The sequence below is a fragment of the Pseudodesulfovibrio sp. 7M6 genome (assembly GCF_050058625.1).
In the GTDB taxonomy this organism is placed as follows: domain Bacteria; phylum Desulfobacterota; class Desulfovibrionia; order Desulfovibrionales; family Desulfovibrionaceae; genus Pseudodesulfovibrio; species Pseudodesulfovibrio salinus.
In genome coordinates, this window is record NZ_CP188816.1 from 3,326,363 (window position 1) to 3,352,164 (window position 25,802).

The 25,802-nt window shown below is 59.6% G+C and carries 23 protein-coding genes; 12 read left to right on the forward strand and 11 right to left on the reverse strand.

The annotated features are described in order from the left end of the window. Positions 1-6: 6 nt before the first annotated feature. The 5 genes from ACI0FG_RS15555 to ACI0FG_RS15575 form a co-directional block, all read right to left on the reverse strand. Positions 7-2,124, reverse strand: coding sequence for a methyl-accepting chemotaxis protein (locus ACI0FG_RS15555; RefSeq protein WP_419785917.1), 2,118 nt, complete (start codon positions 2,122-2,124; stop codon positions 7-9). Between the two features lie 127 nt (positions 2,125-2,251). After that, entirely contained in the window at positions 2,252-3,004 is a 753-nt protein-coding gene (gene truA, locus ACI0FG_RS15560) for a tRNA pseudouridine(38-40) synthase TruA (RefSeq protein ID WP_419785918.1), read from the reverse strand. Between the two features lie 51 nt (positions 3,005-3,055). Beyond that, a complete protein-coding gene (locus ACI0FG_RS15565) occupies positions 3,056-3,229 on the reverse strand; it encodes a hypothetical protein (protein WP_419785919.1) in 174 nt (57 codons plus the stop codon). A 2-nt stretch (positions 3,230-3,231) separates the two neighbouring features. Further along, positions 3,232-3,702 (reverse strand): hypothetical protein, encoded by a 471-nt coding sequence (locus tag ACI0FG_RS15570; protein ID WP_419785920.1) that lies wholly within the window; start codon positions 3,700-3,702, stop codon positions 3,232-3,234. Positions 3,703-3,756: 54 nt separating this feature from the next. Further along, positions 3,757-4,800, reverse strand: a complete 1,044-nt coding sequence (locus ACI0FG_RS15575; protein ID WP_419785921.1) for a TAXI family TRAP transporter solute-binding subunit — start codon at positions 4,798-4,800, stop codon at positions 3,757-3,759. A 248-nt stretch (positions 4,801-5,048) separates the two neighbouring features. Between ACI0FG_RS15575 and ACI0FG_RS15580 the strand changes: the two genes are divergently transcribed. From ACI0FG_RS15580 to ACI0FG_RS15590, 3 genes are all read left to right on the forward strand, one after another. Continuing rightward, on the forward strand, positions 5,049-5,801 hold the full coding sequence (locus tag ACI0FG_RS15580; RefSeq protein WP_419785922.1) for an RNA methyltransferase: 753 nt from the start codon (positions 5,049-5,051) through the stop codon (positions 5,799-5,801). A 131-nt stretch (positions 5,802-5,932) separates the two neighbouring features. Next, complete coding sequence (locus tag ACI0FG_RS15585) at positions 5,933-6,577, forward strand: flavodoxin family protein (protein ID WP_419785923.1); 645 nt, start codon at positions 5,933-5,935, stop codon at positions 6,575-6,577. A 32-nt stretch (positions 6,578-6,609) separates the two neighbouring features. Next, positions 6,610-7,254, forward strand: coding sequence for a flavodoxin family protein (locus tag ACI0FG_RS15590; protein ID WP_419785924.1), 645 nt, complete (start codon positions 6,610-6,612; stop codon positions 7,252-7,254). A 174-nt stretch (positions 7,255-7,428) separates the two neighbouring features. On the opposite strand, the gene ACI0FG_RS15595 is transcribed toward ACI0FG_RS15590, so the two are convergent. Continuing rightward, complete coding sequence (locus ACI0FG_RS15595; protein ID WP_419785925.1) at positions 7,429-8,232, reverse strand: 2-amino-3,7-dideoxy-D-threo-hept-6-ulosonate synthase; 804 nt, start codon at positions 8,230-8,232, stop codon at positions 7,429-7,431. 205 nt (positions 8,233-8,437) lie between these two features. On the opposite strand from ACI0FG_RS15595, the gene ACI0FG_RS15600 reads away from it, so the two are divergent. Further along, entirely contained in the window at positions 8,438-9,700 is a 1,263-nt protein-coding gene (locus ACI0FG_RS15600) for an EAL and HDOD domain-containing protein (RefSeq protein WP_419785926.1), read from the forward strand. A gap of 131 nt (positions 9,701-9,831) precedes the next feature. Here the strand turns inward: ACI0FG_RS15600 and ACI0FG_RS15605 are convergent, their stop codons facing one another. Then, a complete protein-coding gene (locus ACI0FG_RS15605; protein ID WP_419785927.1) occupies positions 9,832-10,764 on the reverse strand; it encodes a radical SAM protein in 933 nt (310 codons plus the stop codon). A gap of 166 nt (positions 10,765-10,930) precedes the next feature. Here ACI0FG_RS15605 and ACI0FG_RS15610 point away from each other — a divergent pair, with 166 nt between their 5' ends. Then, complete coding sequence (locus tag ACI0FG_RS15610; protein WP_419785928.1) at positions 10,931-13,342, forward strand: PAS domain-containing hybrid sensor histidine kinase/response regulator; 2,412 nt, start codon at positions 10,931-10,933, stop codon at positions 13,340-13,342. 25 nt (positions 13,343-13,367) lie between these two features. Continuing rightward, positions 13,368-13,736 carry a response regulator gene (locus ACI0FG_RS15615; RefSeq protein WP_419785929.1) on the forward strand — a complete coding sequence of 123 codons (369 nt, stop codon included), beginning with the start codon at positions 13,368-13,370 and terminating at the stop codon, positions 13,734-13,736. An 88-nt stretch (positions 13,737-13,824) separates the two neighbouring features. Here the strand turns inward: ACI0FG_RS15615 and ACI0FG_RS15620 are convergent, their stop codons facing one another. After that, positions 13,825-15,270, reverse strand: a complete 1,446-nt coding sequence (locus tag ACI0FG_RS15620; protein ID WP_419785930.1) for a DUF1007 family protein — start codon at positions 15,268-15,270, stop codon at positions 13,825-13,827. A gap of 118 nt (positions 15,271-15,388) precedes the next feature. On the opposite strand from ACI0FG_RS15620, the gene ACI0FG_RS15625 reads away from it, so the two are divergent. The 3 genes from ACI0FG_RS15625 to ACI0FG_RS15635 all read left to right on the forward strand — a co-directional run bounded on the left by ACI0FG_RS15625 (position 15,389) and on the right by ACI0FG_RS15635 (position 18,992). Continuing rightward, on the forward strand, positions 15,389-16,087 hold the full coding sequence (locus ACI0FG_RS15625) for a substrate-binding periplasmic protein (RefSeq protein ID WP_419785931.1): 699 nt from the start codon (positions 15,389-15,391) through the stop codon (positions 16,085-16,087). Between the two features lie 99 nt (positions 16,088-16,186). Next, complete coding sequence (locus ACI0FG_RS15630; RefSeq protein WP_419785932.1) at positions 16,187-18,115, forward strand: sensor histidine kinase; 1,929 nt, start codon at positions 16,187-16,189, stop codon at positions 18,113-18,115. Between the two features lie 70 nt (positions 18,116-18,185). Beyond that, complete coding sequence (locus ACI0FG_RS15635) at positions 18,186-18,992, forward strand: nitroreductase family protein (RefSeq protein ID WP_419785933.1); 807 nt, start codon at positions 18,186-18,188, stop codon at positions 18,990-18,992. A gap of 98 nt (positions 18,993-19,090) precedes the next feature. Here the strand turns inward: ACI0FG_RS15635 and ACI0FG_RS15640 are convergent, their stop codons facing one another. Both ACI0FG_RS15640 and ACI0FG_RS15645 read right to left on the reverse strand, forming a co-directional pair. Then, complete coding sequence (locus ACI0FG_RS15640) at positions 19,091-21,229, reverse strand: methyl-accepting chemotaxis protein (protein WP_419785934.1); 2,139 nt, start codon at positions 21,227-21,229, stop codon at positions 19,091-19,093. 220 nt (positions 21,230-21,449) lie between these two features. Next, entirely contained in the window at positions 21,450-21,944 is a 495-nt protein-coding gene (locus ACI0FG_RS15645; RefSeq protein ID WP_419785935.1) for a 3D domain-containing protein, read from the reverse strand. Between the two features lie 296 nt (positions 21,945-22,240). Between ACI0FG_RS15645 and ACI0FG_RS15650 the strand changes: the two genes are divergently transcribed. The 3 genes from ACI0FG_RS15650 to ACI0FG_RS15660 all read left to right on the forward strand — a co-directional run bounded on the left by ACI0FG_RS15650 (position 22,241) and on the right by ACI0FG_RS15660 (position 25,114). Then, positions 22,241-23,491: a hypothetical protein gene (locus ACI0FG_RS15650; protein ID WP_419785936.1), complete on the forward strand. Its 1,251-nt coding sequence runs from the start codon at positions 22,241-22,243 to the stop codon at positions 23,489-23,491. A gap of 58 nt (positions 23,492-23,549) precedes the next feature. After that, on the forward strand, positions 23,550-24,695 hold the full coding sequence (locus tag ACI0FG_RS15655) for a glycosyltransferase family 4 protein (RefSeq protein ID WP_419785937.1): 1,146 nt from the start codon (positions 23,550-23,552) through the stop codon (positions 24,693-24,695). Positions 24,696-24,763: 68 nt separating this feature from the next. Then, positions 24,764-25,114: an Hpt domain-containing protein gene (locus ACI0FG_RS15660; protein ID WP_419785938.1), complete on the forward strand. Its 351-nt coding sequence runs from the start codon at positions 24,764-24,766 to the stop codon at positions 25,112-25,114. A 75-nt stretch (positions 25,115-25,189) separates the two neighbouring features. On the opposite strand, the gene ACI0FG_RS15665 is transcribed toward ACI0FG_RS15660, so the two are convergent. Beyond that, positions 25,190-25,762: an OmpH family outer membrane protein gene (locus ACI0FG_RS15665; RefSeq protein WP_419785939.1), complete on the reverse strand. Its 573-nt coding sequence runs from the start codon at positions 25,760-25,762 to the stop codon at positions 25,190-25,192. Positions 25,763-25,802 lie beyond the last annotated feature (40 nt).

The following is a 25,802-nucleotide window of genomic DNA, read 5'->3' on the forward strand; positions in this document are numbered from 1 at the left end:
TTAAAACTAGTTTTCGATCATCTGACGGATGATGTCGTCCAGTTCCGCGGCCATGGTTTGCAGTTCGCCGACAGAGGTGGCGGCGTCGCCCATGGAGCGGCTGGTTTCGTGGGATATGGCGTCGATCTCCTCGGTGGCGCGGGTGATCTCGTCCGCCGTGCTGGACTGCTCCTCGGATGCGGCGGCTATGGACTGCACCTGCCCGGCCGAGTCGTTGGAAAAATCGACGATCTCCTCCAGCACAGCGCGGGCCTGATCGGCCAGTTCGGTGCTTTCTTCAATGGCCAGGGCCGCTTTTTCAGTAGCGATCACATTTTCCTTGCTGGAGGTCTGAATGCCGCTGATCGCCTGATTTACCTCAGTGGTGGCGGTCATGGTCTTTTCCGCAAGCTTGCGTACTTCGTCGGCAACAACGGCAAAGCCGCGCCCCGCCTCTCCGGCCCGGGCGGCCTCGATGGCGGCGTTGAGGGCAAGCAGGTTGGTCTGGTCCGCAATGTCCGTGATCACTTCGAGGATCGTGCCGATGCCTTCGGCCCGCTCACCCAGTTCGGTCATGTCCTCCTTCAGCTCGGCGGCATGGCCCTGTATCAGCCGGATGGCTTCCACCACCTTGCCGACAACTTCGGCGCCCTGACGGGCCTTTTCCGTTGTCTTGTCGGTATTTGTGGCCGCACTGGATGCGTTGCGTGCCACTTCCAGCACCGTGGCGTTCATCTCCTCCATGGCCGTGGCCGTTTCGGCAGTATGCTCGCTCTGGGAGCGCGCGCCCGTAGCGGCCTGCTCCACCTGGCTGCTCAGGCTGGTAGAGGCGGATGCCAGGGCTTCGGAAATGGACGACGCCCGCTCGGCCAGCTTGCCGACCTTGCGCTGCATCCCCTTCACTTCCGTCTGATCGATGATGATCTCAAAGGCTCCGGCCACCTTGCCGCTCCCGTCAATGATGGGCGAACCGATGTACTTGATATCAAGGTCCAGATTCTGCGGATGGGCATCGGTCTCGGCATTCTGCGTCTCGCGGGTCTGCATGGCCCGGGTGCAGGAGCAACGCGGCGTGTTGCAGTCAGAGGTCTTGAAGGTATTGTAGCACTTGGTGCCGCGGTAGGACTGGTCGGTAACGTGGCCCCCGACCTCCCTGCCCGCCTTGTTCAGGAAAAGAATGTCCATGTTGTTGTTCACGGCCATTACAGGAAGGGGAATGGCGTCGATATACCCCGTCATGACCTCGGCCACAGAGTTGCCCTTTTCCAGCAGATTCCGATATTCGCCCTGCACTCCGTCCACCGGGGCCCGGGTGCGCAGTTCGCCCGCCTCTACCCGCTCCACCATGTGGACCAGCCGATCTTCCATATCGATGAGAACTTTCGGAATTTCATTCAAGGCATTGCAGAGACGGCCGATCTCGTCGCCCCGTTTCGTATCCAGCCTGTCGGAAAAATCGCCCTCGGCAACCCGATTGGCAAAGGCAACCGCCCGGCAGACCGGACGGACGATGCTCCACGCCAACCATGCGGCCAGCAACAGGGAGACGGCCAGAACAATGAGCGTCAGCACCAGCGTGGCATTGTCCAGGGTCTTGCGGAAATCGGCAGCGTGATGCACGCCCTTTTCAACCTTGGAATGCAAGGCTTCCTCAAGCGTGCCAAGCACCCCGATGATCTGGTTGAACTCAGTCCCGGTCCGGCCAGACAACTCGGCCAGGGTCCCGGCATCCACCGAGCCGCTCTTCAGCATCGGCAGCAGCTCGTCGGTCACGGCGGCGGAGAGCTTGGCATAGGCATTGCCGCCCTTGGCCGCTTCACTCTCCTTCCCAACCTCGCGGCCTACCTCGCGCATAAAGGTGATGTCTTCCGCCGAGAATCCGGCCAGCTGGACCAGCTGGTCATGCAGTTCGGTCCGGCTCCAGTCGAGCTGGGCCTTCGCGGCCAGGGCATTGAACGATTCCACGCGGGAATCAATGCGCATCAACTGCTCCATACGGGTGGCAAGCCGCGCGCCTTCTTCGGATAAATCGGCCAGCTTGTGCAACTCATAGTGCTGGAAATAGGCAAAACCGGCAAAGAGGACAAAAATCAGACCAAAAGAAAAAAACAAACGTATTCTGATTGATATGTTGCGAAGCGTCATGTTCGATTATTCCTTGAAACAAGTGGAAATCATACTGTCCGGGCAAACGGGACCACCAAGCATTATGATTTTAGATCGCCATCATAGCGCTCTCTGCTTTTTTTTCAATACAATTATAAGTAATCAATCACGAAGGATGATGATATTTTAGACAGACAAGGGAAAGTCCCTGAGGCGGGGCCGTGGCCGGAGCCTTGCTCCTGTCCCCGGAATCCAGGATTTGCCGGACCTGGAGCACGGGCAAAAAACCGCGTCCGCAGGCCACCAGACAGCCCATGATGTTGCGCACCATCTGTTTGAGAAAGCCGTTGGCGGTAAACCGCCAGACAGACTCGCGCGGGTCGGAAGCCGCGTGCCGGGAAAGATCGAAGATGGTCCGCACCGTGGACTTCACCGGGGTCCCGACATTCTGAAAGGCGGAAAAGTCATGCTCCCCCACCAACAGTGCGGCCGCCGCCTCCATGGCCGTAAAATCCACCGGGCCGCAGTTCCAGACAAAGCGGCGCCGCTGGGGCAGGCAGTATCCGGCCTCATGCCAGAGGACATATTCATAGGTCTTGTATTCGGCGGAATACCGGGCGTGGAAGTCGTCGGACACCGGTTCGGCGTCCAGCACGCGCACGTCGGGCGGCAGCAGGGCATTGAGGGCGCGCCGCCAGGGAAGGCCCATCCGGTCTTCAGCGCAGTCGAAATGAACCACCTGGCCCATGGCGTGGACACCGGCATCCGTTCTGCCCGAACCGTGGGCACGGACAGGGACCCCGACAAGCCGGGCCAGTGCGCCCTCCAACTCCCCCTGGACGGTGCGGTCGCGCGCCTGGAGCTGCCAGCCGGAAAAGTCAGTGCCCTCATAGGCGATAACAAGTTTGACACGGGGCATGATGGGAAAGGGTACGCCTGTGCGGAGGGAAAGGCAAAGCTCGACTATTTTCTAGTTTTTTTCGGTCATCTCGGCAAACCGGGAGGTCTCGCCCACGACCTCGGCCACAGCCTCCGCAAGGTCTTCGGGCATACCCTCAGAAAGCAGCGAGGCCTCAAGCGGCTCCGAAGCAACCTCCATTTCTTCAGCCAGAGACCGGATATGTTCCCGCAGCTCCTCATCCATAGCTAACGCTCCACGAGGAAACCTGAGAACTGGTCCGAGTTCAGAGTGGCGTTCGGCATCGGAGTGGGAACGAGCTTCATCCGCTGCGCCTTGCCCACGGACGAGGCCGAGGACTCGGCCACAATGTGCCACACGCCTTTTTTCTCCGACCGGCCCAGCAGGCTCAGGACCTCGGCATCGCCGGAAGGCTGGATGGCCAGCACGGAGAAGTGGCTGGCGACAGCCCCCTTGGCCCCGTCCAAGCTGAAAATCATCATGGAGAACTGGTATCCGGTATCCGGATTCTCCCATTTGACCGGCACGCGCGGAGGGGTGCGGTCCAGCGCCACACCGATGCGGATCACGTCGCTGGTCTGAAGGTATTCGCCCACATATTCGTCGGGCATGGGCAGTATGGTCGCCTCATTGCGTTTGCAGGCCGCAAGCGACACCAGGAAAAGGCAGCAGATCAACAGCCGTGTACATATTTTCATATACCCAGCATAGTGGAGTTTCGGCAGGCAGGCAACCGAAGGCAAGCCCCGTCCCTACTTGGGCAGCAGCCCTTCCGGAATGTCCATGCCCAACTCTTTCCAGAAACGGACCGCACCGGGATGCAGGGGGATGGACACGGACTGGAGTCCGGTCTCCACCGTCATCCCCCGAGCCGCCTTGTGCGCCAGGGAAAGGGCCTTGATACCCTCATCCGAATAGATATCTTTCAGGCTTTCATAGACCACAGCCTCGTCCAGCCCGGCATTGGCGCACCACAGGGCGCTGTCCTGAAAGGATTCCACGGGATCGGACTGACCTGCATAGGTGTCCGCCGGAATTTCCATCCGGGTATAGAAGGGATATTTCTCGTAAAAACCGGAGGCCTCGGCCTCGGCATTGAGGTCCAGCAACCGGATGGGAGTGAGGGAAGCGGCCTCTATTATGGCGGAGTTGGGGTAGCCCACCAGCACCCAGAAGGCGTCGATGCGCCGGTCCGCAAAATCAATAGCGGCCTGAGAATAGCCCAGATGACGAATCTTCATCTTGTCCCACAGGCCGAGGTGGCGCAGGAAGCGCTCGGCCGACAGGGCAGCGCCGGAACCGGGGTTCCCCACGGCCACGCTCCTGCCCGACAGGTCGTTCACGGAGTGGATATCCGAATCCGCGCGCACCACCAGCTGGGCCGGAGCGCCATAGAGAAATCCGAGGGCGAGGACCTTGTCGTAGTGCGTCGTGTCGCCGGGCAACCGTCCCGCCCGTCCGAGAAAGGCGTCACCGGAATAGACGATGCCCATATCCAAGCCGTTCTTGTTCAGGCTGCGCAGGTTCTCGGCGGAGCCGCCGGAACCGCGCGGGGCGATATCCACGGTTTCGTCCTTTTCCGAGACGATGCTGGCGATCTTGTTGGCAAAGAAGTTGAACGTACCGCCGGTGGGACCGCCGCCAAAGGCGAGAAAACGTTTGCGGGGCGCGACCTTTTCCGCCTTGGCACCCGCTCCGTCCACCGGTTTACCGGCCGGCTCGGAGGAGCAGCCCGGCAGCGGGCCGAGCGAGATGACCAACATCAGGACGAAAAAAAGGTACGACAGCCGTTGCATGGGTCCTCCCTCAAGGATGACGGTTTGCGTTCACTATGCCCCTTCCCGGAGCTTTGGCACATGATATTCTTGCCGGGGTCGCAAGATGTAGCAGATAGCCCTGCGGCAGAAAAGATATTAAATACATTTTTGTAGGATATATTTTCACATCCCGGGAAATTCCAGGATGGGCCCGGAGCGGAGACTTTGACATCCGTGGCCGGGCAGCTTACATGGCCCCGGACCAAGCCATTCACCCGGGAGGTGTTATGCTCGACGAACTCTGCGTGGTCCTGTTCCGGCCCAAATATCCTGAAAACGTGGGCAGCGCGGCCCGCGCCTGCCTGAACATGGGCGTGACCAATCTGATCATCGTGGATCCCTATAATTTCGACATCGACAAGGCGCTGCCGCTGGCCACCGTCCATGCCAAACACATATTGGAAGGCGCACGCATTGTGGAGACCCTGGCCGAGGCCGTGCAGGGCTGCACCGCCGTGTTCGGCACCACCGCCCGCACCGGCGGCTGGCGCAAGGGGATCATGAGCCCGACCACACTGGCGAACGTGGTGGACGAACGGCTGCGCGAGGGCGGCCGGATCGCCCTGGTCTTCGGCCCCGAGGACAAGGGGCTGACCAACGAGGAGACGAGCATCTGCTCCGGCCTGATGACCATTCCCACCAGCCGGGAAGGAACGTCCCTCAACCTCTCCCAGGCCGTGATGGTCGTGCTCTACGAGTGCTTCAAAAAATCGCTGGAAACCCCGTTTCACCCGGGCGGCCCGCACGAGGAACGCCCCACCACCATCCCGGAACAGGAGACGCTCTTTTCCACCATGCAGGACACCCTGCTTCAGATAGACTTCCTCAAATCCGACAACCCGGACTACTGGATGCTCCCGGTGCGCCGCTTCTTCTCCAAGATCAACCTCAAGCGCAACGAATTCAACCTGCTCATGGGCGTCTGCCGCCAGGTGCAGTGGTTCGTTCGCACCTACGGCCCCAAAAAGGACGGGGAATAACCCCAGAGTTCCCTACAGGTAACCTACGCACCGATCAGTGCCTACTTGCCCATATCGCCGTACATGCTATTGTCCCCCTTTGAACAGGCGGCGTTTTACCGCCCGCCCTCACCCAAACCGGGAGAAACAACATGCATATCGGACTTTTCAACGGCAGCCCGCGCAAGAAAGCCAACACCGCCACACTGCTCAACGCCTGCCTTGAAGGCGCGCAGGAGGCCGGAGCCACCGGCGAAATCATCAATCTCTACTCCCTTGACGCCAAGGGATGTATCTCCTGCTTCCAGTGCAAGCGAAAGGGAGGCAAGTCCTACGGCCATTGCGCCGTCAAGGACGGCCTGACCCCGATTCTGGACGGGCTGGACAAATTCGATGTCCTGGTGCTGGGCACTCCGGTATACTTCGGAGGTGAAACCAGCATGACGCGAGCCTTCATGGAGCGGTTGCTCTTTCCCTACCTGCGTTACGCCGAAGGCTACCCCACCCTGTTCCCCCGCCAAATCCCCACAGCCATGATCTACACCATGAACGTCCCGGCCGACCGCATGGAGGCCCTGCAGTACGGGGTGATGATCAACCGCGCCCAGTCCACCATGGCCCGCTGCTTCGGTTCCTGCGAGTTGCTCATCAGCAACGACACCTTCCAATTCGACGACTACGCCAAGTACGATGCCCCGATTTGGGACCCGGAATACAAGGCAAAGGTCAGGGCCGAAGTTTTTCCGGAAGACTGCCGCCGCGCCCGGGAACTCGGCGCCGCCCTGGTCAAAGGCTGATTTGCCGCCGCAACCTGAAACAAGGAGAACACATGCGCATAGGATTCTTCAACGGCAGCCCGCGTAGAAAGGGCAACACAGCCACCCTGCTGGAAGCCTGCCGCGAGGGCGCACTTGCCGCAGGGGCCACGGGTGACATCGTCAACCTCTACACACTGGACTACAAGGGATGTACCTCCTGCCTGCAATGCAAAAGACAGGGCGGCAAATCCTTCGGCGTATGCGCCATGAAGGACGGCCTGACGCCGATCCTCAAGGAAATACGTGAATACGACGCCGTGGTCCTCGGCACCCCGATATACTACGGCGCGGAGAGCGGCATGATGCGCACCTTCATGGAGCGGATGCTCTATCCCTACTTCACCTATTCCCCGGACCGGAAGTCCCTGTTCCCCAAGCCCATCCCCACGGCCCTGATATACTCCATGAGTGCCACGGACGCCGCCATGGCGGAACGGAACTACGACGCCGTCATCAACAACACCCGCACCTTCGTGGAGGCCATCCTCGGCCCCTGCACCGTGCTGACCAACTGTGACGCCACACTGTACGAGGACTACGAGAAGTACGGTACAGCATGGTGGGACCCGGAACAGAAGGCTCAGGTCCGTGCCGAGGTGTTTCCCGAAAACTGCCGCCGCGCCCGCGAACTGGGCGCGACCCTGGCTAAGGGGTAAGAAAAAGGGAATGCCTCCGGCGGCTTAAGAACCTTTTGAAAAAGGTTCTTAAGGATCTCCAAAACTTTTTGGGGCCGCTTTGCGGGGCTGGCGAGATAAAAAGGATTCGCCAAAGAAAGTCCCCTGCCCGAGATTTCGGGCAGGGGACTTTTTCATTATTGCGAATAAGAGAATCTACAAGATATCTTCAAAGCCTTCCAGGGCAGCGTCCACGGTCATGTCCTCGTGGACGACCCGGTTCAGGACCTGGACCAGACGGGTGCGGTCATGATGCTGAAACACATTGCGGCCCACGGAGAGGCCGGAACCACCGGCGTCCAGGGAGGCGCGGACCATGTTCAGGAAATCGCGCGTGGAGTCCATCTTGGCCCCTCCGGCGATGACCACCGGGACACCTGCGGCTTCCACCACTCGGCCAAAGGATTCCGGGTCGCCGGTGTAGTTGACCTTGACGACGTCAGCGCCCAACTCCGCGCCCACACGGGCACAGTGCGCCACCACCTCGGCGTCATACTCGTCGGAGACCTTGGGGCCGCGCGCATAGATCATGGCCAGCAGCGGCATTCCCCACTCTCCGGAGGAAGCGGCCACAGCGCCCAGATCGGCCAGCATCTGGCCCTCGGTCTCGTCACCCAGGTTGACATGCACGCTCACGGCGTCCGCGCCCAGCCGGATGGCTTCCTCGACCGTGGTCACCAGCCGCTTCACGTTGGGAAACGGCGAGAGACAGGTACCGGCGGAAAGATGCACGATACAGCCGAAATCCCGGCCCTGCATACGGTGGCCGAGCTTGACCTGTCCCTTATGCACCAGTCCGGCATTAGCCCCACCCGCAACCAGATCGGTAACCGTGTCACGCATCTTCTCCAGCCCTGAAATGGGGCCTACGGTAACGCCATGGTCCATGGGCACGATGATGGTGCGTCCGGTATTGCGATTGAAAATCCTCTCCAGGCGAATGGCTTTTCCTATGTGCATCCTGTACCTCTATTGCTGGTTCTGTGGCGAATATACTTGCTCCAAACTACCGTGCACTGACATAGTACACTCCTGCCCAAGAGAAAAGGGGGAATCCGGCCGCTCGACCCCGGAACACTTGACGGGTCGCAATGGTTCCTCTTATTAACTTGCGCGACAGGACGTGGAATCTGTGGTACAGAAGCGTCAAACCGGAGCGAACATCATGAGCGAAGACAAGGCATACGAAAACATATTCATCGCCCGGCAGCCCGTTTTTGATCGAAACAACGGCACCTGGGGTTACATGCTGCTGTTCCGCGACAGCGAAGACGCGGAAAAAGCCATTTTTTCCGACGACTCGGAAGCGACCATGAATCTGGTGGCCAACCTGCCCCTGTGCGGCGGCATCGCCGGAGACAAGGGCCGCCTCATGATCCACTTCACTCCGGAAGACATCAAGCGGGACATTCCGCTGGCCGTGCCCTGGCCCAATGTGGTCATCATCATGGAGGAATCCGCCGAGGTGGACAAGGCCACCCTCGCGGCCCTGGCCGGCTTCCGCAATGACGGCTACGAGGTGGCCATCAACAACTTCGAAGCCACCCCAGGCGCGGAACAGCTGGTCGATCTGGCCGACTACCTTATAGTTGATACGGAAGGCAAAGACGCCGAAGCCCTGGAACGACTCATCACCCTCGGCAAAAAATGCAGCTCGGCCCGTTTCATCGCCAAGCGCGTGGAAACAGCGGATATCCTGCACATGGCCCGGGACGCCGGATTCCACCTCTTCCACGGCTTCTTCTTCCAGCATCCGCAGGTCCAGTCCGGCCGCAAGATTTCCTCGTCCGAGGTGACCCGGCTCAAGCTCTTCGAAATCATCGAAAAAAACGAACCGGACTTCGACGCCCTTGCCCTGGCCATCGAGGCGGACGTCACCATCAGCTACCGGCTGCTCAATTTCCTCAATTCGGCCAACTTCAGCTTCGCCACCACCATCACCTCCATCCGGCAGGCAGTGGTCCTCGCGGGCTGGAAACCCATCCGCAACTGGCTCCGCCTGATTATCCTCACGGACATGACCCCGTCCGAGAAGTCACTGGAGCTCGCCTACATCTCTGCCCACCGCGCCAAGCTTTTCGAGACAGCGGCCCTGGGCGGCGGCTATGAGGAGGAGTCGGACAGGCTCTTCATGCTCGGCCTTTTCTCCCTGCTCAATGCGCTGCTCGACATGGAGATGAAGGAAGTAGTCACCCACCTGCCCGTAGACGACTCCATCAAGGCGGCCCTATGCGGCCAGAATAACCGCTACGCCTCCTGGCTGGCCATGGCCCGGGCCATAGAGAGCTCGGACTGGGATGCCGTGGGCGCCCACGCCAAGGAGCTGGATCTTCTGCCCGGCACCGTGGCCGTCAGTTATCAGCACGCCTTCTCCTGGGCTGATTCCTTCTTCACCACCTCCCACTCCGACAAAGAGACCAAGAAGTAGCATCCGGCCCTTTAGATAAACGGGTGCTACAACGGATGCAGGTCTGTCGGAACCAACCGCCCCTATTTTCAATATTTGTCCGGTCCGGAATTTCGGCACCGCAGGTAAGACACGTACCCCGCCTTGCCCCTTCACAGCCGCCGCAGACTTTCCGGCCGCAGGGGCGTGAGTCCGGCAATGGCCCGGTCCAGTTCGGAAAGTGCCGTCTCCTTGCCCGACGGCAACCGCACCTTGAGCGGCAGGTAGTTGGAAGCATGGTTGGCGAGGAAAAGGGCCCGTTTCAGATCCAGACCGGCCAGCAGCTCCCGAAGTTCGCGCAGGATGCCGAGGGTGTCGGGCAAAGTGAAGTCTCCCCGTTCCCACCGGGAATGCAGCGGAGTGCCGGGCACGAGCATGAGGGAGAGCGCGCCTATCTGATCGGGCTGCATGGCATTGAGGGCCCGGGCCGTGGCCCGTGCGTGGCCGAGCGAACGCGATGCCCCCGCCAGTCCGTTGATGACGGTGACGTTGAGTTTGATTCCCGCCTCCCGGACACGCCGTCCCTGTTCGACGATCTCCGCCGAGGTCTCCGCCTTGTTCATGTCGGCAAGCACCGCATCGTCGCCGGATTCAAGGCCCATGTAGACGATGCCGAGTCCCGCTGCGCGCAATTCGGCCAGATCCGCATCCGACTTGCGGGTCACATCCGAAGCACGGGCATAGGAGCCTACGCGGGTTACCCAGGGCAGTTCGGAACGGATATCGGCCAGGAGGGAAAGCAGACGATATTGCGGCAGCACCAGGGCGTTTCCGTCGCAGAGGAAGAGACGGCGCTGCCGGGAGCAGTGCTCGGCAGCGAACCCGATGTCGCGCCGGACGGTCTTTTCGTCCTTGATGCCGAACGGCTTGTCCTGATACGCCCCGCAGAAGGCACAACGATTGTGCGAACATCCCAGGGTGACCTGGAGCAGAATACTATCCGCCTCGCTGGGCGGCCGGATGATGAATCCCTGATGGTCCATGCCCGGTGGTAGCAGGAGTGACGGGGATTGAAAACCGGCAAGACCCGCAAAATTGATTCTCATTGACCGAAAGGACTTATTTCTTTTACCATATATAAAATAGTCCCATTGTTTTTTTCGTTCTCGTTCCTCAGCCGGGATAACGGACTGGCCGTGATCGGACGCGGCTGGCGAACGGAGATAAAACGAACAAAGACATGATCCCGTAAAACCGGAATCAATGCAGGGAATGAAAAAAAGCGACAAACAGATACTCCCGACTTCCCCTGTCTCATTGGACGGCACTGCCAGGGCTCTGATTGAAGCTTCGGCATCGTCTGTTCTCATGGTAGATGCCGAAGGCAACATCCTGGCTGCCAACGATGTGGTGGCAACCCACTTCGGCAGAAAAAAAGGCCGGGAACTGGAACGGCTCAACCTCTTCGATCTGGTACCCGATGAGTCGCTTGAGCTGATTCGGGAAAAGATAGACGAGGCCATCCTCGAAGACCGCAGCATCCGTTTCGAGGCGGAAGTGGACGAACGGGTCCTGGCCCATGCCATCGTCCCTGTACCGGGCCCCGGGGAAGGTCTGCCCCGGCTGGTGATATCCACATCCGACCTGACGGAACTCCGCCGCACGGACCAATGGCTCCGCCGCGAGCAGCAGCGCCAGATCTTTTTCATGGAGTCCTTGCCCGGCATTGTCTACCATCTCTACCCCGATCACACGATTCGCTACGCCAACCGCTACTTCCGCAAATATTTCGGCCCTCCGAGCAAACTTTCCTGCCGCGATGTGCTGCATTGCGACAACGAAGACTGCGCTGGCTGCCCGCCCATGCTCTCCATGCAGAAGGACCGCGCCGTGGAATGGGACTGGACCGATGCCAAGGGACGGACGTTCCACCTGCAATGCAGCCCAATGACCGATTCGGCAGGAGAGCGGATGCTCATGGTACTGGGCATCGACATCACGGCCCGCAAAAACGCCGAAAACGAGCTGCAAAAGGCGCACGACAGGATGGAAGACCGCGTCCGCCAACGCACCCGCGAGCTGGAAATGGCCAACCGGGAATTGACCAGCAAATCCATGCGCCTTGTCTCGGCCATGAAGAAGGCCGATGCCGCCACCCGCGCCAAATCCCATTTCCTGGCCAACATGAGCCATGAAATCCGCACCCCGCTCAACGCAGTACTCGGCATGGCGGAACTGGCGCTTATGGAAAAGGACGAACTCCAGCGGGACCGCTACCTGCGCCGCATCATGGAGGCCGGCGAGTCCCTGCTGACGGTCATCAACGACATCCTGGACTTTTCCAAGATAGAAGCGAGCAAGCTGCAACTGGAATCCCTGCCCTTCGACCTGCTCAATACAATTGAATCCGCCATGGACATCCACCGGATTCAGACCCAGGCCAAGGGACTCGACTTCGACCTGCACATGGACGAAAACATACCGCCCTATCTGGTCGGAGACCCGACCCGGCTCAAGCAGGTGCTGATCAACCTCATCTCCAACGCGGTCAAATTCACCGAGCAGGGCGGCATCACCCTGACGGTGAAACCGACCACAGGAAAACAGTCATTGGAAAGAAACGAGGCTGTCCTGAATTTTGCCGTTGCGGATACGGGCCTCGGCATTCCGGAAGACAAGCAGCAACACGTCTTCGAGTCCTTCAACCAGGCGGACGAGACCGTGACCCGCAAACACGGCGGGACCGGCCTGGGGTTGGCCATCTGCAAACGACTTGTGGAACTCATGCAGGGGCACATGTACCTCACATCCCGGGAAGGTGAGGGGTCGACCTTCTCCTTCACCGCCCGGTTCGCAGTAACCGATGCCGACGCCCTGCCCCAGGCCGAAGCCCAGGACTCGCCCCCGCCCCTGCCGAATCTGCGAGTCCTGCTGGCGGACGACAATTCGCTCAACCGATTCCTGGCCCAGTCGCTGCTGAATCAGCACGGACACACGGTAACCACCGTGGAGAACGGCGCCCAGGCCTTGGATGCACTTCGGGAACAAAACTACGACCTGGTTCTCATGGATATGCAGATGCCCGTCATGGACGGCATTACCGCCACCAGAATCATCCGGGACCCCAACTCCGGCGCTCTGGACCCGGACCTCCCCATTATCGCCGTGACGGCCCACGCCCTCAAGGGCGACAGAGAGCGGTTCCTCGAAGCAGGCATGAACGACTACATTTCCAAACCCATCAACATGAAGGCATTCTACGCCACCATCGCCCGGGTCATGGAAGGCAGATCCGTGCCTGACGAGAGAGAGGCCCAGGAGAAGCAGGGCAACAAACACCGCACCCGAAAACCCTTTGAGAGGGAAACGGCACTGGAGCATCTTAGCGGTCAAACCGACCTGCTGGCCCGCATGGACGAGATATTTTTGCGCGATGCCCCTGCCGACCTGGAGGAACTCAAGAAAAGCCTGGCAGCGAGGGACTATCCCGAAGCCAAACGGCTGGCACACTCCATCAAGGGCGCTGCCCGAACCATCGGCGCGGCCGGGGTGGGTAACAGCGCGGAGCAGTTGGAATTCTTCTGCAACCAGAAGGATGATTCTTCAAGTGATAATAATTTGAAAACGCTTGAACTTGAAATGCAGGAAGCGCTAAAGTTCCTAACGGACCAATCGCAGAACTGACTGAAGCAAGCAAAGGAGCGGCACCATGAAAACCGTACTCGTCGTAGACGACGCACCCATCATCCGGGAACTGATCAAATCAGTTTTGGAAGCAGAAGGCTATGAGGTCCTGGAAGCTGCGGACGGCGAAGAGGCCCTCCGCGTCTGCCGGGAAAATCATATCGACCTCTCCATCGTCGATATCTTCCTGCCGAAAAAGGGCGGGCTCCAGGTCATGGGAGAATTGATAAAGTCCGACAGCAGCCACAAGTTCATCGCCATCTCCGGCGGCGAGGCATTCAACCCGGAGGCTATTGTCGAACTGGCCAAGGTATTCGATGTGGTCGAGACCTTCACCAAGCCCATCGACACCCGCAAGCTCGTCGAGACCGTGAACAAGGCCCTGGCCGATTAGAACTGGCACACAGCCAAGGGAAAGGGAAGAGGGGAATCGGTTTGCCGGTTCCCCTCTTCCCTTTCCCTTGAAGGGCGCAGGCCTATCCCTAGTGCCACGCCGTGCTGCTCATGAACAAAACCCCGCCTATCAACATGATGGCCAGCCCGCCGCACAGGGCAAGACCGCCATACAGCCAGTTGAAGACCCGACGGTTGGCCGAGGAAAGCCGCATTGTTGCCGATCGTGCGGCAACGGCTCCCCAGGCGAAAAGCGTGGTGGTCACCCCCATGCCCGCAGCCATGACCAAAATGGCCAGGATACCGGCCCACAGAATCTGCTGTCCCACGGCATAGGCCAGAATAACGGCCGCTCCGGGACAGGGCACCAGCCCGGTCACAAACGAGACCAGCAGAATCTGGCGCATACTCTCGGGTTCGGGTTCACCGTTGGGCGCGGCGCAGCCGGATTTTGCCAGAATGCCACCATGCATGAGCACCCACACCGTGCGGGAAAAAAGAAACAGCCCGATCAGTCCGACCAGGGCATAGCTGACGGGCTGAAGCGCCTGCGTGGCATCGGCCACGCCGCCCATGCCGGTGGAGAATACGGCGTAGGCCACTCCCACGGCCGCAGCGGCGGACCCCATGTGCACAAAGGTAATGGCATTGCCCATGACGGCCCCTGAAAAAAACGAACCGGGATGGCTAAGGAAGTAGGAACAGACCACGGCCTTGCCATGCCCGGGCCCCACGGCATGGACCATGCCGTAAAGAAACGAGAAGGCCAGGAACCACCACAGGGCGGCCCCGAACGGATGGTCCCGGATATCCAGGCCGAAGCGGTCCAGCTTGAGCGTCAGTTGCTTCTGGGTCTGGCGCACCAGATTCATGCCGCGCTGAAGCAGGGACAGTTCATCGTCCGCTGCCCCGCCCGGCTCCCCGGCGGCAAGCTGCTGTCCCGATCCCGGCGCGGCAATCGTCAGGCGAACGACCTTGGGCACGATGAACTGCCAATAGGCCAGATCCTTTGCCGGACGGACGGTATGACTCACCTGTGCCGCTCCGTTCACTTCAAAGGCGAGCTGATCCTCCATGAGCAGGATATCCGTATAATATTCCTTATCGAACACCGCTGCCCGGAACCGATGCATGTCCGAGGCGGCCAGCCCAACCGGCACGGTAAAGTCATAGATCAGCCGCCCGTCCCGCATGGACGCCCTGAAATCACGCACCTGCGTTACCGGCAGCCGTTTGCCCCGGTTTTCGATGAAGGTGAAATAGTTGAAGCGCACGAGGTTGTCGAACGCGCCCGCTTTGATGGCAGCCTGTCCTTCCGGGGTTTCCAGCGCGGCCGGGTCCACTCCGATATCGGGAAGAATGGCCCGGGTAAAAATGTCGTCGAAAACCCAGCTTTCCCGAATGGCGGCCAGTCCGGAATCATCGACAACAAAGGTCAGGGAGGCATCGACAAAGACATGCGGATGCGCCCGGGCAACGGAGGCGAAGAGCAACAGCGACAGGAGGACCAGAAGGGTGCGGCAGCGTATGTGCATTAATCACGCCTGTTAGTGGAGTCACGCACGCAAGGCAAGCGTTCTTCATCCGGCAACGTTGCCAATCCCACCGCCGTGCCGTAGCATGAAGGCAAACCACCAACCCGATGGGGAGAACATGTCCCGACTGCGACACGCCTGCATCCTATGTGCCCTGTTCCTTCTGATAGGCACCCCGGCCCTGGCGGACCAGATTTCCATCGCCGTGCCCATGGACTCCCGCCCATCGGCCGCCTTGCTGGCCGATCTGGCCCGGACCATAGCCCGCAAGGCGGGCATGATACCGACGGTGATCCAGATGCGACAGTCCGGCATTGCCGATGCCCTGGCGGACGGCAGAGTCAACGCCGCCCTGGCGGAACCCGCGGCGGCCCGCTCCGGCAATGCCTCCAACCTGGGCCCCGTGCTGCAACTCAAACTGGTCCTCCTGCCCCGCGCCTCCACCGTCCTGCGCTCGATCCGTGATCTGGCCGGGAAAAAATTGGCCGTATCCCGCACGGACGCTTCGCTGATAACCACGGCCCGGCAGTTGAAGGCCACGCCGTTGCCGGCGCCGGATACTGGCGCGGCCATCAAGCTGACCCTGGCCGGACAGGCGGACGCCGTGCTCGGCTGGGAACGGGCCGTGCTCGACCAGATGCAGCACAACCGCTACCCCGCCCGGGCACTGGGGAAAACGATTGTCCTTGCGTCCTCCGCCCCCTGCCTGCTGGTTTCGAGAAAGCGCCCGGCGGACAGGGCCAGGCTGCATGACGCGCTGACACACCTGATCCGCAGCGGCGAGCTCAACGCCGAAGCCGAGAAGAGGCTAAAATAACGTTGATGACACCGCGAGCCGAGTTGTGTAAATAATGGCATCCAGAGATTGTCTTGCGCTATTCTCAGGTTCCATCCCACACCCGGCAACCACAGACAAATGAATACCAGTAAACGCAAACGACCGTTTTTCACGACTCGCTCCATCTCACGAGACCTGACGTCCAGTCTGGTCATCATCGTGCTTGTCGTGGCCACAGCCCTGGGCAGCTACATATACTGGCAACAGTCCGAAGACATGTGGGCCACCGCCAAGGAGAAGGGGGAGGACACCATCACCAGCGTGGCCGAGATACTGGCCGTGCCCATCTGGAACCTGGACTACGACAACGCCCGGCTCATCGGCTCGGTCTACACCCACGACGACATGGTCCAGGGCATCCGCATCTACGGATCGCGCAACGAAGTGGTCTTTGCCCACGAAAAATTTTCCGGCACCAAGGCGGACTTCAGCAAAGTCCGGCCCATCGTCTTCGAAGGCCGGACCATCGGCCGGGCCGAAATAGACTTCACCCTGGCCAGGGAAAAAAAGCGGCTCGACGAACAGCTGCTGGTTTCCTCCCTGCTCATCGTGGTCGCCATTTCAGTCATTCTGGCTATCACCGGCCTGCTCCTGCGCGTCTTTCTCAACAAGCCGCTCCACGTCTTCCAGCAGGGGATCGCCCGTGTTGCAAAGGGCGATTTCTCCTATGATTTCGGAGAAGTGTATCACGCCGAATTGTTGGAAATCGCCAAGCGATTCCGGCACATGTCGGCGGAGATCGAGGCCCGAGAGAAAAAGCTCCAGACCATGAACCGGACCCTCCAGGAAGCGGAGGAAAAATACCGGGGCATCTTCGAGAACGCCATCGAGGGAATCTTCCAGGCCACGCCCGACGGCGTGCTGCGCCGGGCAAACCCCGCCATGGCCCGCATCTTCGGGTACGAATCCCTGGATGAATTCCTGTCCAACGTCCGTTCTCTCGGCTCGCGCATCATGGTCAATCCCGACGCCATGCAGCGCTTCTACGACCACGTCCGCGAACAGGGCGAGGTCAAGGGATTTGAGGCCGAGTACTACCGCCGCGACGGCAAGACCATCTGGGGCTCGCTCAATGCACGGGCCATTCTCGGTTCCGAATCCGGCAAGCTCATCTTCATAGAAGGCATCATGGAGGACATTACCGAGCGCAAACAGGCGGAGCAGGACCTCGCCGACCTGAACAAACACCTGGAACAGCTCGTCAGGGAACGGACCGAAGACCTGGTCAACAAGGCGCGCGAACTGGAAGAGGCCAACCAGCGGCTGCGCGAGCTGGACGAGATGAAATCCGCCTTCCTCTCCTCCGTCTCCCACGAACTGCGCACCCCGCTCACCTCCATCCTCGGCTTTTCCAAACTCATCAACAAGGAATTCACCAAGAACTTCGTCCCCTTGGGCAGCAACCAGCCTGTGCTGGTCAAAAAAGGGGAGCGCATCCGGGAAAACCTGACCATCATCAGCCATGAGGGCGAGCGCCTCACCCGGCTCATCAACGACGTCCTCGACCTGAACAAGATCGAGTCCGGCAGCATGGGCTGGCGTGATGAACGGCTCAACATGACCGATGCCGTGGAGGTGGCCGTCAATTCCGTAACCGGCATGTTCACCCACAACCCGGAAGTCGAACTCGTCACCGAAATCGATGTGGAACTGCCCACCATCATTGCCGACCCCGACCGCGTGCAGCAGGTGCTCATCAACCTGCTGAACAATGCGGCCAAATTCACCGAACGCGGACACGTCACCGTGCGCGCGTTCCCCCGGTTCGGCCAGGTGCGCGTCGAGGTGGCGGATACCGGCATGGGCATCCATCCCGACGACCAGGCCCAGATTTTCGAGAAATTTCACCAGACCAAAAGCGACACCATGGAAAACAAGCCCAAAGGCACCGGCCTGGGGCTGACCATCTGCCGCGAAATCATTGAACACTACGGTGGCCGCATCTGGGTTGAATCCCAGTTGGGCCTGGGCTCCACCTTCATCTTCACTCTGCCCGCCGCCAACTGAACCGAGCCATCCGGCCGCCGCAACCACGCCCCCGCAATGTGGGGAAAAACGTAGCGGAGAAGTAAACCCCATGTTCTCAGATAAAGAAAAGTGCAAACGATGCGGAGCCTGCGCCGCCGAGTGCCCCTACGACCTCATCGTGGATGACCCGGAAGGGTTCCCCAAACTCCGGCCTGCGGCCAGAAAGACCTGCATTGCCTGCGGGCACTGTGTCGCCGTCTGCCCCACAGGGGCGCTCACCCTCCCGGAAATGCCGCAAATAACAGAGACCCTCGCCCCGGAGCAGTGTCTCGCCATGCCGCGGGACCAGCGCATATCACCGGAGCAGGCCGATCAGTTCCTGCGTTCGCGCCGCTCCATCCGCACCTATCGCGACAAGCCCATACCCGAGGAGACCATGCTCGAACTCCTCAACGCGGCCACCTACGCCCCCAGTGCGAAAAACGGCCAACCCGCCCGCTGGATCATTACCAGATCGGCCGAAACCACCCAGGAAATCGTCAGCCATGTCGTCCACTACATGTCCATCAACAACGTTTTCCCGGGCGTAATCAAGAACTGGAAAAAGGGAATCGACAAGATCTGTCACCACGCCCCGCATGTGGCCGTGGCCTATGCGGCGGAAGACGGCTTCAACCCCGCCGAAGACTGCGCCCTGGCCGCCGCCTATCTGGAGCTTGCCGCCCACGCCAGGGGCATCGGCGCCTGCTGGGCCGGGTTTCTCATGGAAGCTGCGGAAGGCTGCCACGCCCTGCGCGAACAGCTCGGCATTCCTGAAGGCCACGGCGTATACGCCGCCCTCATGCTCGGCTACCCGAAATTCCGCTACTCCCGCATCCCGCGCCGGCACGAGGTCAACGTCCGCTGGCTGGACTAGCGCGGAGATCATTGAAAAACGAACGGTCGACATGGCTTGTCGGCCCAGACCACATAAAAAAGGCGGACGGGAATAATCCCGCCCGCCTTCGTTTGCTATCAGGCTTTCTCTTCTTGCGTCCGTTGCTGCAGATCGCTCATGATCTCTTGCAGTTTCCCGGACAGTTCCACGATGTCGCCTATCGCATCCACGGACTGGGAAATCCCTTCTGACGCCTGATGGGAGATCGTCTGTATTTCCTCTGTGGAGCGGCTGATTTCGTCGCTGGTTGAGGACTGCTCCTCGGATGCGGTGGCAATGGATCGGACCTGATCCGCAGCGCTGTCCACGATGGAGACTATCTCATTGAGCACCTGTCCCGCCTCGCGGGCCAGCTCCGTGCTCCGGGCCACCGATGCGCTCGACGCTTCCATGGCCTCAAGGTTCACGCGGCTTCCGGCCTGGATGCCGCTAATCGCATCGCCGACCTCCTTGGTCGCCTGCATGGTCTTTTCGGCCAGTTTTCTGACCTCGTCGGCCACAACGGCAAAGCCCCGTCCGGCATCACCGGCCCGGGCCGCCTCAATGGCCGCGTTGAGGGCCAGCAGGTTGGTCTGGTCCGCAATGTCGGTAATAACGCTCAAAATCCCGCCGATACTCTCGGCCTTGTGCCCGAGGTCGTTCATCGTCGCCTGCATGGCCTCGGCCTTTTCCGAAACCTCGCTGATGGACGAAACGACGTTTGCAACCACGGCGGAGCCTTCCTCCGCCTTTTCCTTGGCCTGCTCCGTGCCCTCCGCCGCCGCAGCCGCGTTCTGGGCAACCTCAAGCACGGTGGCGTTCATCTGGATCATTGCCGTGGCGGTTTCCTGGATGCGCATCTTCTGCGTCTCGCTGCCACCCTTGATATCCCTGGCCTGGGAAGAGAGCTGCTCCGCATTGGAGGCGAGGTCCGTGGCAATGCCCAACGCCTGCTCCGCAACGTGCGTAATCGCCTCCAGCAGGGACTCCACCCGCTGTTTGCCCTGCTCGGCCGCCTTCATCGCTTCCTGGGCCCGGGCGCTTTCCGCCAGGGCTGCGGCCTCGCTCCGGTCCGCAGCCTGAATCTTCTCCTCCAGGTTGCCGACCATCGTATTGACCGAACGGACGGTCTCCCCGATGGCATCATCGGCGTCATACCGGGCCCTGGCATCCAGATTGCCTGCCGCAATCTGAGCGGTAACCCCGGAAAGCTCCTGCAGAGGACGAAGCAGTCTGCGAATGAGAAAAACGAAGAAAATGGCGGAGAGCAGGATGCCCGCCACGGTAATGGCAATGCCGGCAAAAAGCATGGTTTTGTCGGTACCGAGGTCGATTACGGACTCGTCCAGGGAGAGGCCGATATGCCAATCCCACGGCTCGTAGTAGCTGACGTAGGCCAGCCGGGTCACGCCGCCCTGCCGGTATTCCACAAAACCGTCCCGGGCCGAAAGCAGGGCCTTCATTGTTTCCTTGGCCGGTTCACCCAACTCGTCCTTGCGGAAGATGAACGAGCCCTTGGTCAACGCGGCAAAGACCGATCCGAAATCATGGTAGGAAATCTTGTCCAGCAGCTGGTTCAACTGAGGCGTGAGGATCTTCCGCCCCACGTAGATCACGGCAACAATGTTTCCGGCAGCATCCTTCATGGGCTTGTAGGCGGTGAGATACCAGTCGTTCACCACGTATGCCTTGCCCCGGAAGGTCTTGCCGCTCATGACGGTCTTGTACACAGGACTGCTGTCCGGAATATAGGTGCCCACGGCCCGCTTGCCGTCCAGTTTCTTCACATTGGTGGAAACACGCAGCAACCGGCCCGGCAAGACCTGAAAAATGGTGCTGGTGCCGCCGACCATGGACTGGACCGAATCCACAAGGCTGAAATTGTTGTTGATGATCTCCGAACCCAACATGAGGGCCGGAATCTCGTCCGAGTCCTCCTCTTTGCTGATCTGGTTAACCATCCTGGTGGCAACCGTGGCGTTGGCAGACAGTTGAAATCCGCCACGGGCATCGATTTCCCGGCCCATGAGGCCCAGGTCGGATTCCAGCTTCTCCTGTGTGATGTCGTTCTGCATTTTCAGGGTTTCCACCAAGCTGGAAATCTGATTCCGGATAGTGGACCGCCCCAGAAAACCAATGGCGTCAAGGGATATCACGTAGGATGTCCCAACGGCTATGGTCAGCAAAAGTAATGTGGATACGATAACGGACGTCATCAATTTAAGGTTAAAGCTCATATCATCCCCTGCTTTGGTTTGTATGGAACCATATCCATTTTTACATTGGGAAATACCCCTTTAAAAGTCAAATTTTATTTGGATATTGCGGCATTGGATGCTGAAACAAACCGACGGGGGGAATTATTACGGACATTTCCTGGTTCGGACCAAAGCAAACGAAAGCGGGCGCGACTCCGAAGAGTCGCGCCCGCTTCCGTTTTTACCCTGAGAATCGGGATCAGATGGCGAGCAGTGCTGCGCGGATGTTCTTCTTGCCGAACTCCCGGGCCTTGGTCTCGTCCCACATGAAAATATCAATACGCTTGGTAAAGCGCTTGTTCATGAGGTCGTTGATCTCGAAGATGCCGAGTCCTTCGATGCGGACCTTGCGGCCAAAGACCCATCCCTGGTCGAAGAGGTCGCGGGACACGGCAATGGTTCCCTGCCGGACACGGCGATTGGACGCTGCGATAAGCGGGTCCGCATCGCACTGATCTGTTGTCGGATTATAAGCGGTGACGGTGACCGTCCGCACGGGCGAATTGGTCAGGGCCTTCTGAAGCAGCCGGACTTCCTCGATCATGCCTTTGCGGGCCTCGGCGGTCTGCTCGGTCAATATAAGCTTATGATGCAGGGTGTCTATCTCCTGCTGCTTGACGATGACAACTACAGCCAAAATGACAAGAAGCGCACTAAGCACCGGCGTCAGGGTGTAGCTGAGGACATTTTTCATGGTTCTCACATCTCCTGTGACGTTTGGTTGGTGGCATATAATGAGGCAAATACGTCTTGTCAACGCTTGGCGCAAGGTGTGGAACCCGGTTTAAGTCAGCATTTAACCTCTTGATTTGACAAGGCTATTACTTTATTATGTCCGTGGAGGCGTTTTGGAGGAAGCGTCGCATTCCACCGATTTTCCGACACATTTCAGAATAAACTATATTTATTCAATCCCTTTGTTCCGGACGGTTTTGCAGTCAACCGTTTCCGGATGCCAGTTCCCTGTAATGGGTGAGGAGGGGCCCCACAATGGATACGGAATTCAGGGTGATGCCTGTACGGACGGGAGAATCCTATCTGCTGAGAAGTCAACGGGGTGTATATCTGATGGACGGCGGCGGCTTCGGCTGCGGCCTGCCGGACATGCTGCGCGAGCGGGGCGTACGCAAGATTCGAGCTGCGGTCTGTTCTTCTCTTTCCATGGAGAAGGGCGGGGGCATACTGGACGCCATGCGCAGCTCGATCCCCATAAGTGAGCTCTGGCTGCCCGAGGAGGTTTCGGTACTTCCGGAACTGGCCACTCATTACAATGGCGATCTCTCGGGTTGGCTGGATGTCGCGGCAACCAAAATAGTCCCGCCCGCCGGGCCACGGCCCGTATGGCCGACCATCTCCAGCTCCCTGAGCCGGCGATGGCGCGCAGTCTGTGCGCTCTATGCCCTGGCTGTCGCCGCAGGCCTCGGGACCTGGCAGGATGTCCTGCCCAAACTGTACGGAAAGGGATGGACGCCCTACTTCTTACAGATCATTAGGCTGATGAACGCGGACTCCGAGGATAAATCCGCACAGATTACGGATATCACCAGTTCCCTGTTCGGCTCGCTGAATGAAATGGAATTGGCGCTGATCTGCGGCCGCATGATCCTGAACCGGTTCGAGCCTTCTTCCAATAAGGATAATGGAACGGCTCAAGTTATCGTTCCGCTGGTGATGTCCGCCATGCTGTTTGCCCTGGCCGAGGAGAAAGGCATCAGACTACGCCTTTTCCGCCGGGTGGACCGGCAGGCAGGAGGTCTTGTTTCCCGCCATCCGCTGCGGTGTCTCAACGGTGTGGAGGCCGATCCGCTGCCCACCTTGCTAACGACAACCCAGCCAAAGACCCTTTTCAGTCAGGCCATCGGGCTGGCCCATGACGGCAACGGGCTCGTCTTTCAATACGGCGACGCAGAATGCGGAGCCCTTTTCCTGAGTGACTCCAGGCTCGAATTCTTGGGAAAAGAGAATAAACTCCATCTGGACCGGCCAACGGTCATCACCGCGCCGGGGCAGGGTTCCTGCCGTCAGGAGGCGGCCTACAAACGGATTGCAGCCATCCGTCCGGCAGACAATGTCTGGGTCCGGGCCCGGCTGCCGCGTCACAAGAAAGTGGCCTCGGCTTTTACCCGACAGCCGCATACCGTGTGCCTGCAAAACTGCCGCAATGGCGTATTGCGGGAGATCATGCTTCTTTTCCACAACGGCAAGTGGCAGCAGGCGGAAGACGCCTGCGGCTGCGTCTGAGCCGATTCCGACACTATGGTTTTTTCCCGGGGATGGTGCTAATTCCACAACCTGCGACATGAAAATACTGCACGTCATCACCGGCCTTGATATAGGCGGAGCAGAGACCATGCTCCTGCGCCTGGCCACACACATGGACCCGGCACGGTTTCCCTGCCGCGTTGTGTCCCTCATCCCGCCCGGGGCGGTGGGCGACCGACTGCGCGAGGCTGGCATCGCCGTGGACACCCTGAACATGCGCCGGGGCATTCCCTCCCCGCTGGCCCTGTGGCGCCTGATGCGCATCCTGCGCTCCTTCCGGCCCGATCTGGTCCAGACATGGCTCTACCACGCGGATCTTCTAGGACTGGCCGCCGTCAGAACCGCCTTTCCCTTTCATCCCCGTCCAGCTCTGGTCTGGAACCTGCGCTGCTCGTTCATGGACCTGAAACAATACCCCCTGACCACTACCCTGACCCTAAAGGCGTGCGCCGCGCTCTCCCGATGGCCGGACGCGGTGCTGACCAACTCGTCCGAGGCTCGTTGTTTCCATGAGGGACTGGGTTATAGACCGAAGCAATTCAAGATCATCCCCAACGGGTTCGACACCGGCCTTTACCGGCCGGACGAGGCAGCCCGTCGCGACGTGCGCAACGAGTTCGGCATCCCCCAGGACGCTCCGGTCATCGGCCATGTTGCCAGATTCGATCCCATGAAAGGGCACGATACCTTTATCGAAGCCGCGGCCCTGGCCGAATCCCGACTCGACAATCCCCACTTTCTCATGATCGGCCGCAACGTGGATGCCGACAACGTTCGCCTGACCCGCTGGCTGAGCCAGTCCGGCCTCAGGGCCGAAAATGTCCACCTGCTGGGAGAGCGGGCCGACATTCCCAGGCTCATGGCGGCCATGGATGTGCACGTCTCATCCTCCCGGGGCGAATCCTTTCCAAACACCGTGGGTGAAGCCATGGCCTGCGGCGTGCCAAACGTGGTTACGGACGTGGGGGACAGTGCCATATTGGTGGGTGACTCCGGGCGGGTCGTTCCTCCTGAATCTCCCGCCGCACTGGCGGATACCATTGCCGCCCTGTTCTCGCACGACTGTCCTATAAAGAATATTGGACAGTCAGCTAGAAAAGTCATAGAGAAAAACTATTCACTTGCAGCAATAGCTGAGGATTTTTCACTTTTTTATGAAGCAATTCATATAAACGCATTATAATACTTTCCATGAACGGTCCAGTTCTGCTATTTGCTATAGGGATTTTCAAAATCAACTAGGGGGAGGGGATGACGCAATCCATATTCGATTCCCAGACTTTTTTGAAGAGTCTGGCAAATGACCGCGAGCTGGCGATGGAGCTGCTTGCCGCATTTATGGAAGACAGTCCCGAGCGGCACTCGCAGCTGGGGGAGGCTTTGGCGGAACAAGACGGTGACACGGCCTCCAAACGTGCCCATTCGCTCAAAGGCATGTGCGGTGTGGTGCGGACGGGACCGCTTGTGGAACTGGCACTGGGCATGGAACGCTCCGCCAAGGAAGGCGATCTGGCCGAAACCGGCAAGCTGTACGACCAATTTTCCGACCTGCTTGTGGCGGCCCACGAGGAGATCAAAACATTCATGGCCGCAGAGGCATGAAACGGTGCGGATTTCACGTACAAAAAAAGGCCCATCCGAGCGGATGGGCCTTTTTTTTACGAGATGAAGCAGAGGTTATTCCGCTTTTTCTTCCTTGTTGGTCTCTGCGGGAGCGGCTTCCTTCTCCGGAGCGGGTGCTGCCGGAGCAGCTTCGGCCGCAGGGGCCTCGGGAGCCTGAGCCGGGGTCAGATCGATATCGACCTTGTCCATGGCTGCAACGATATCGGCAGTGATGTCTACGGTCTGGTCGGAAGCGATGACGGCCTGCTTGCTCAGGATCACAGTCAGTCCCTTCTCCTTGCGGTAGGTCTCCAGCACTTCATTGAACTTGGCGTCGATCAAGGCGACCACGCGCTGCTGTTCGCCGTTCATGACCGTCTGCAACTCGCCCATGGCTTTCTTGTAGGCTGCGACGTTGGCCTCGTTTTGATCCTGCTGCATGGTCTTGTAGGCCGCCTCGGCCTTCTTCTGCAGCGGAGCCCCCAGATCCTGGAGGTATTTCATGGCCTTGGCCGCGGCCTTGTTGTCCTTGAAGGCGGCGGCTTCGTCCACCACGCCGATTTTCACGCCATTGGACGACTGGTTGCAGCCGACAAGCAGCGCAAGGATCAGCAGGGTACCGCCCAGCAGGGCAAAAGTCCGTTTCATGTCACGATCTCCATTATGGTTGTCGGTTTTTACTGCCAAA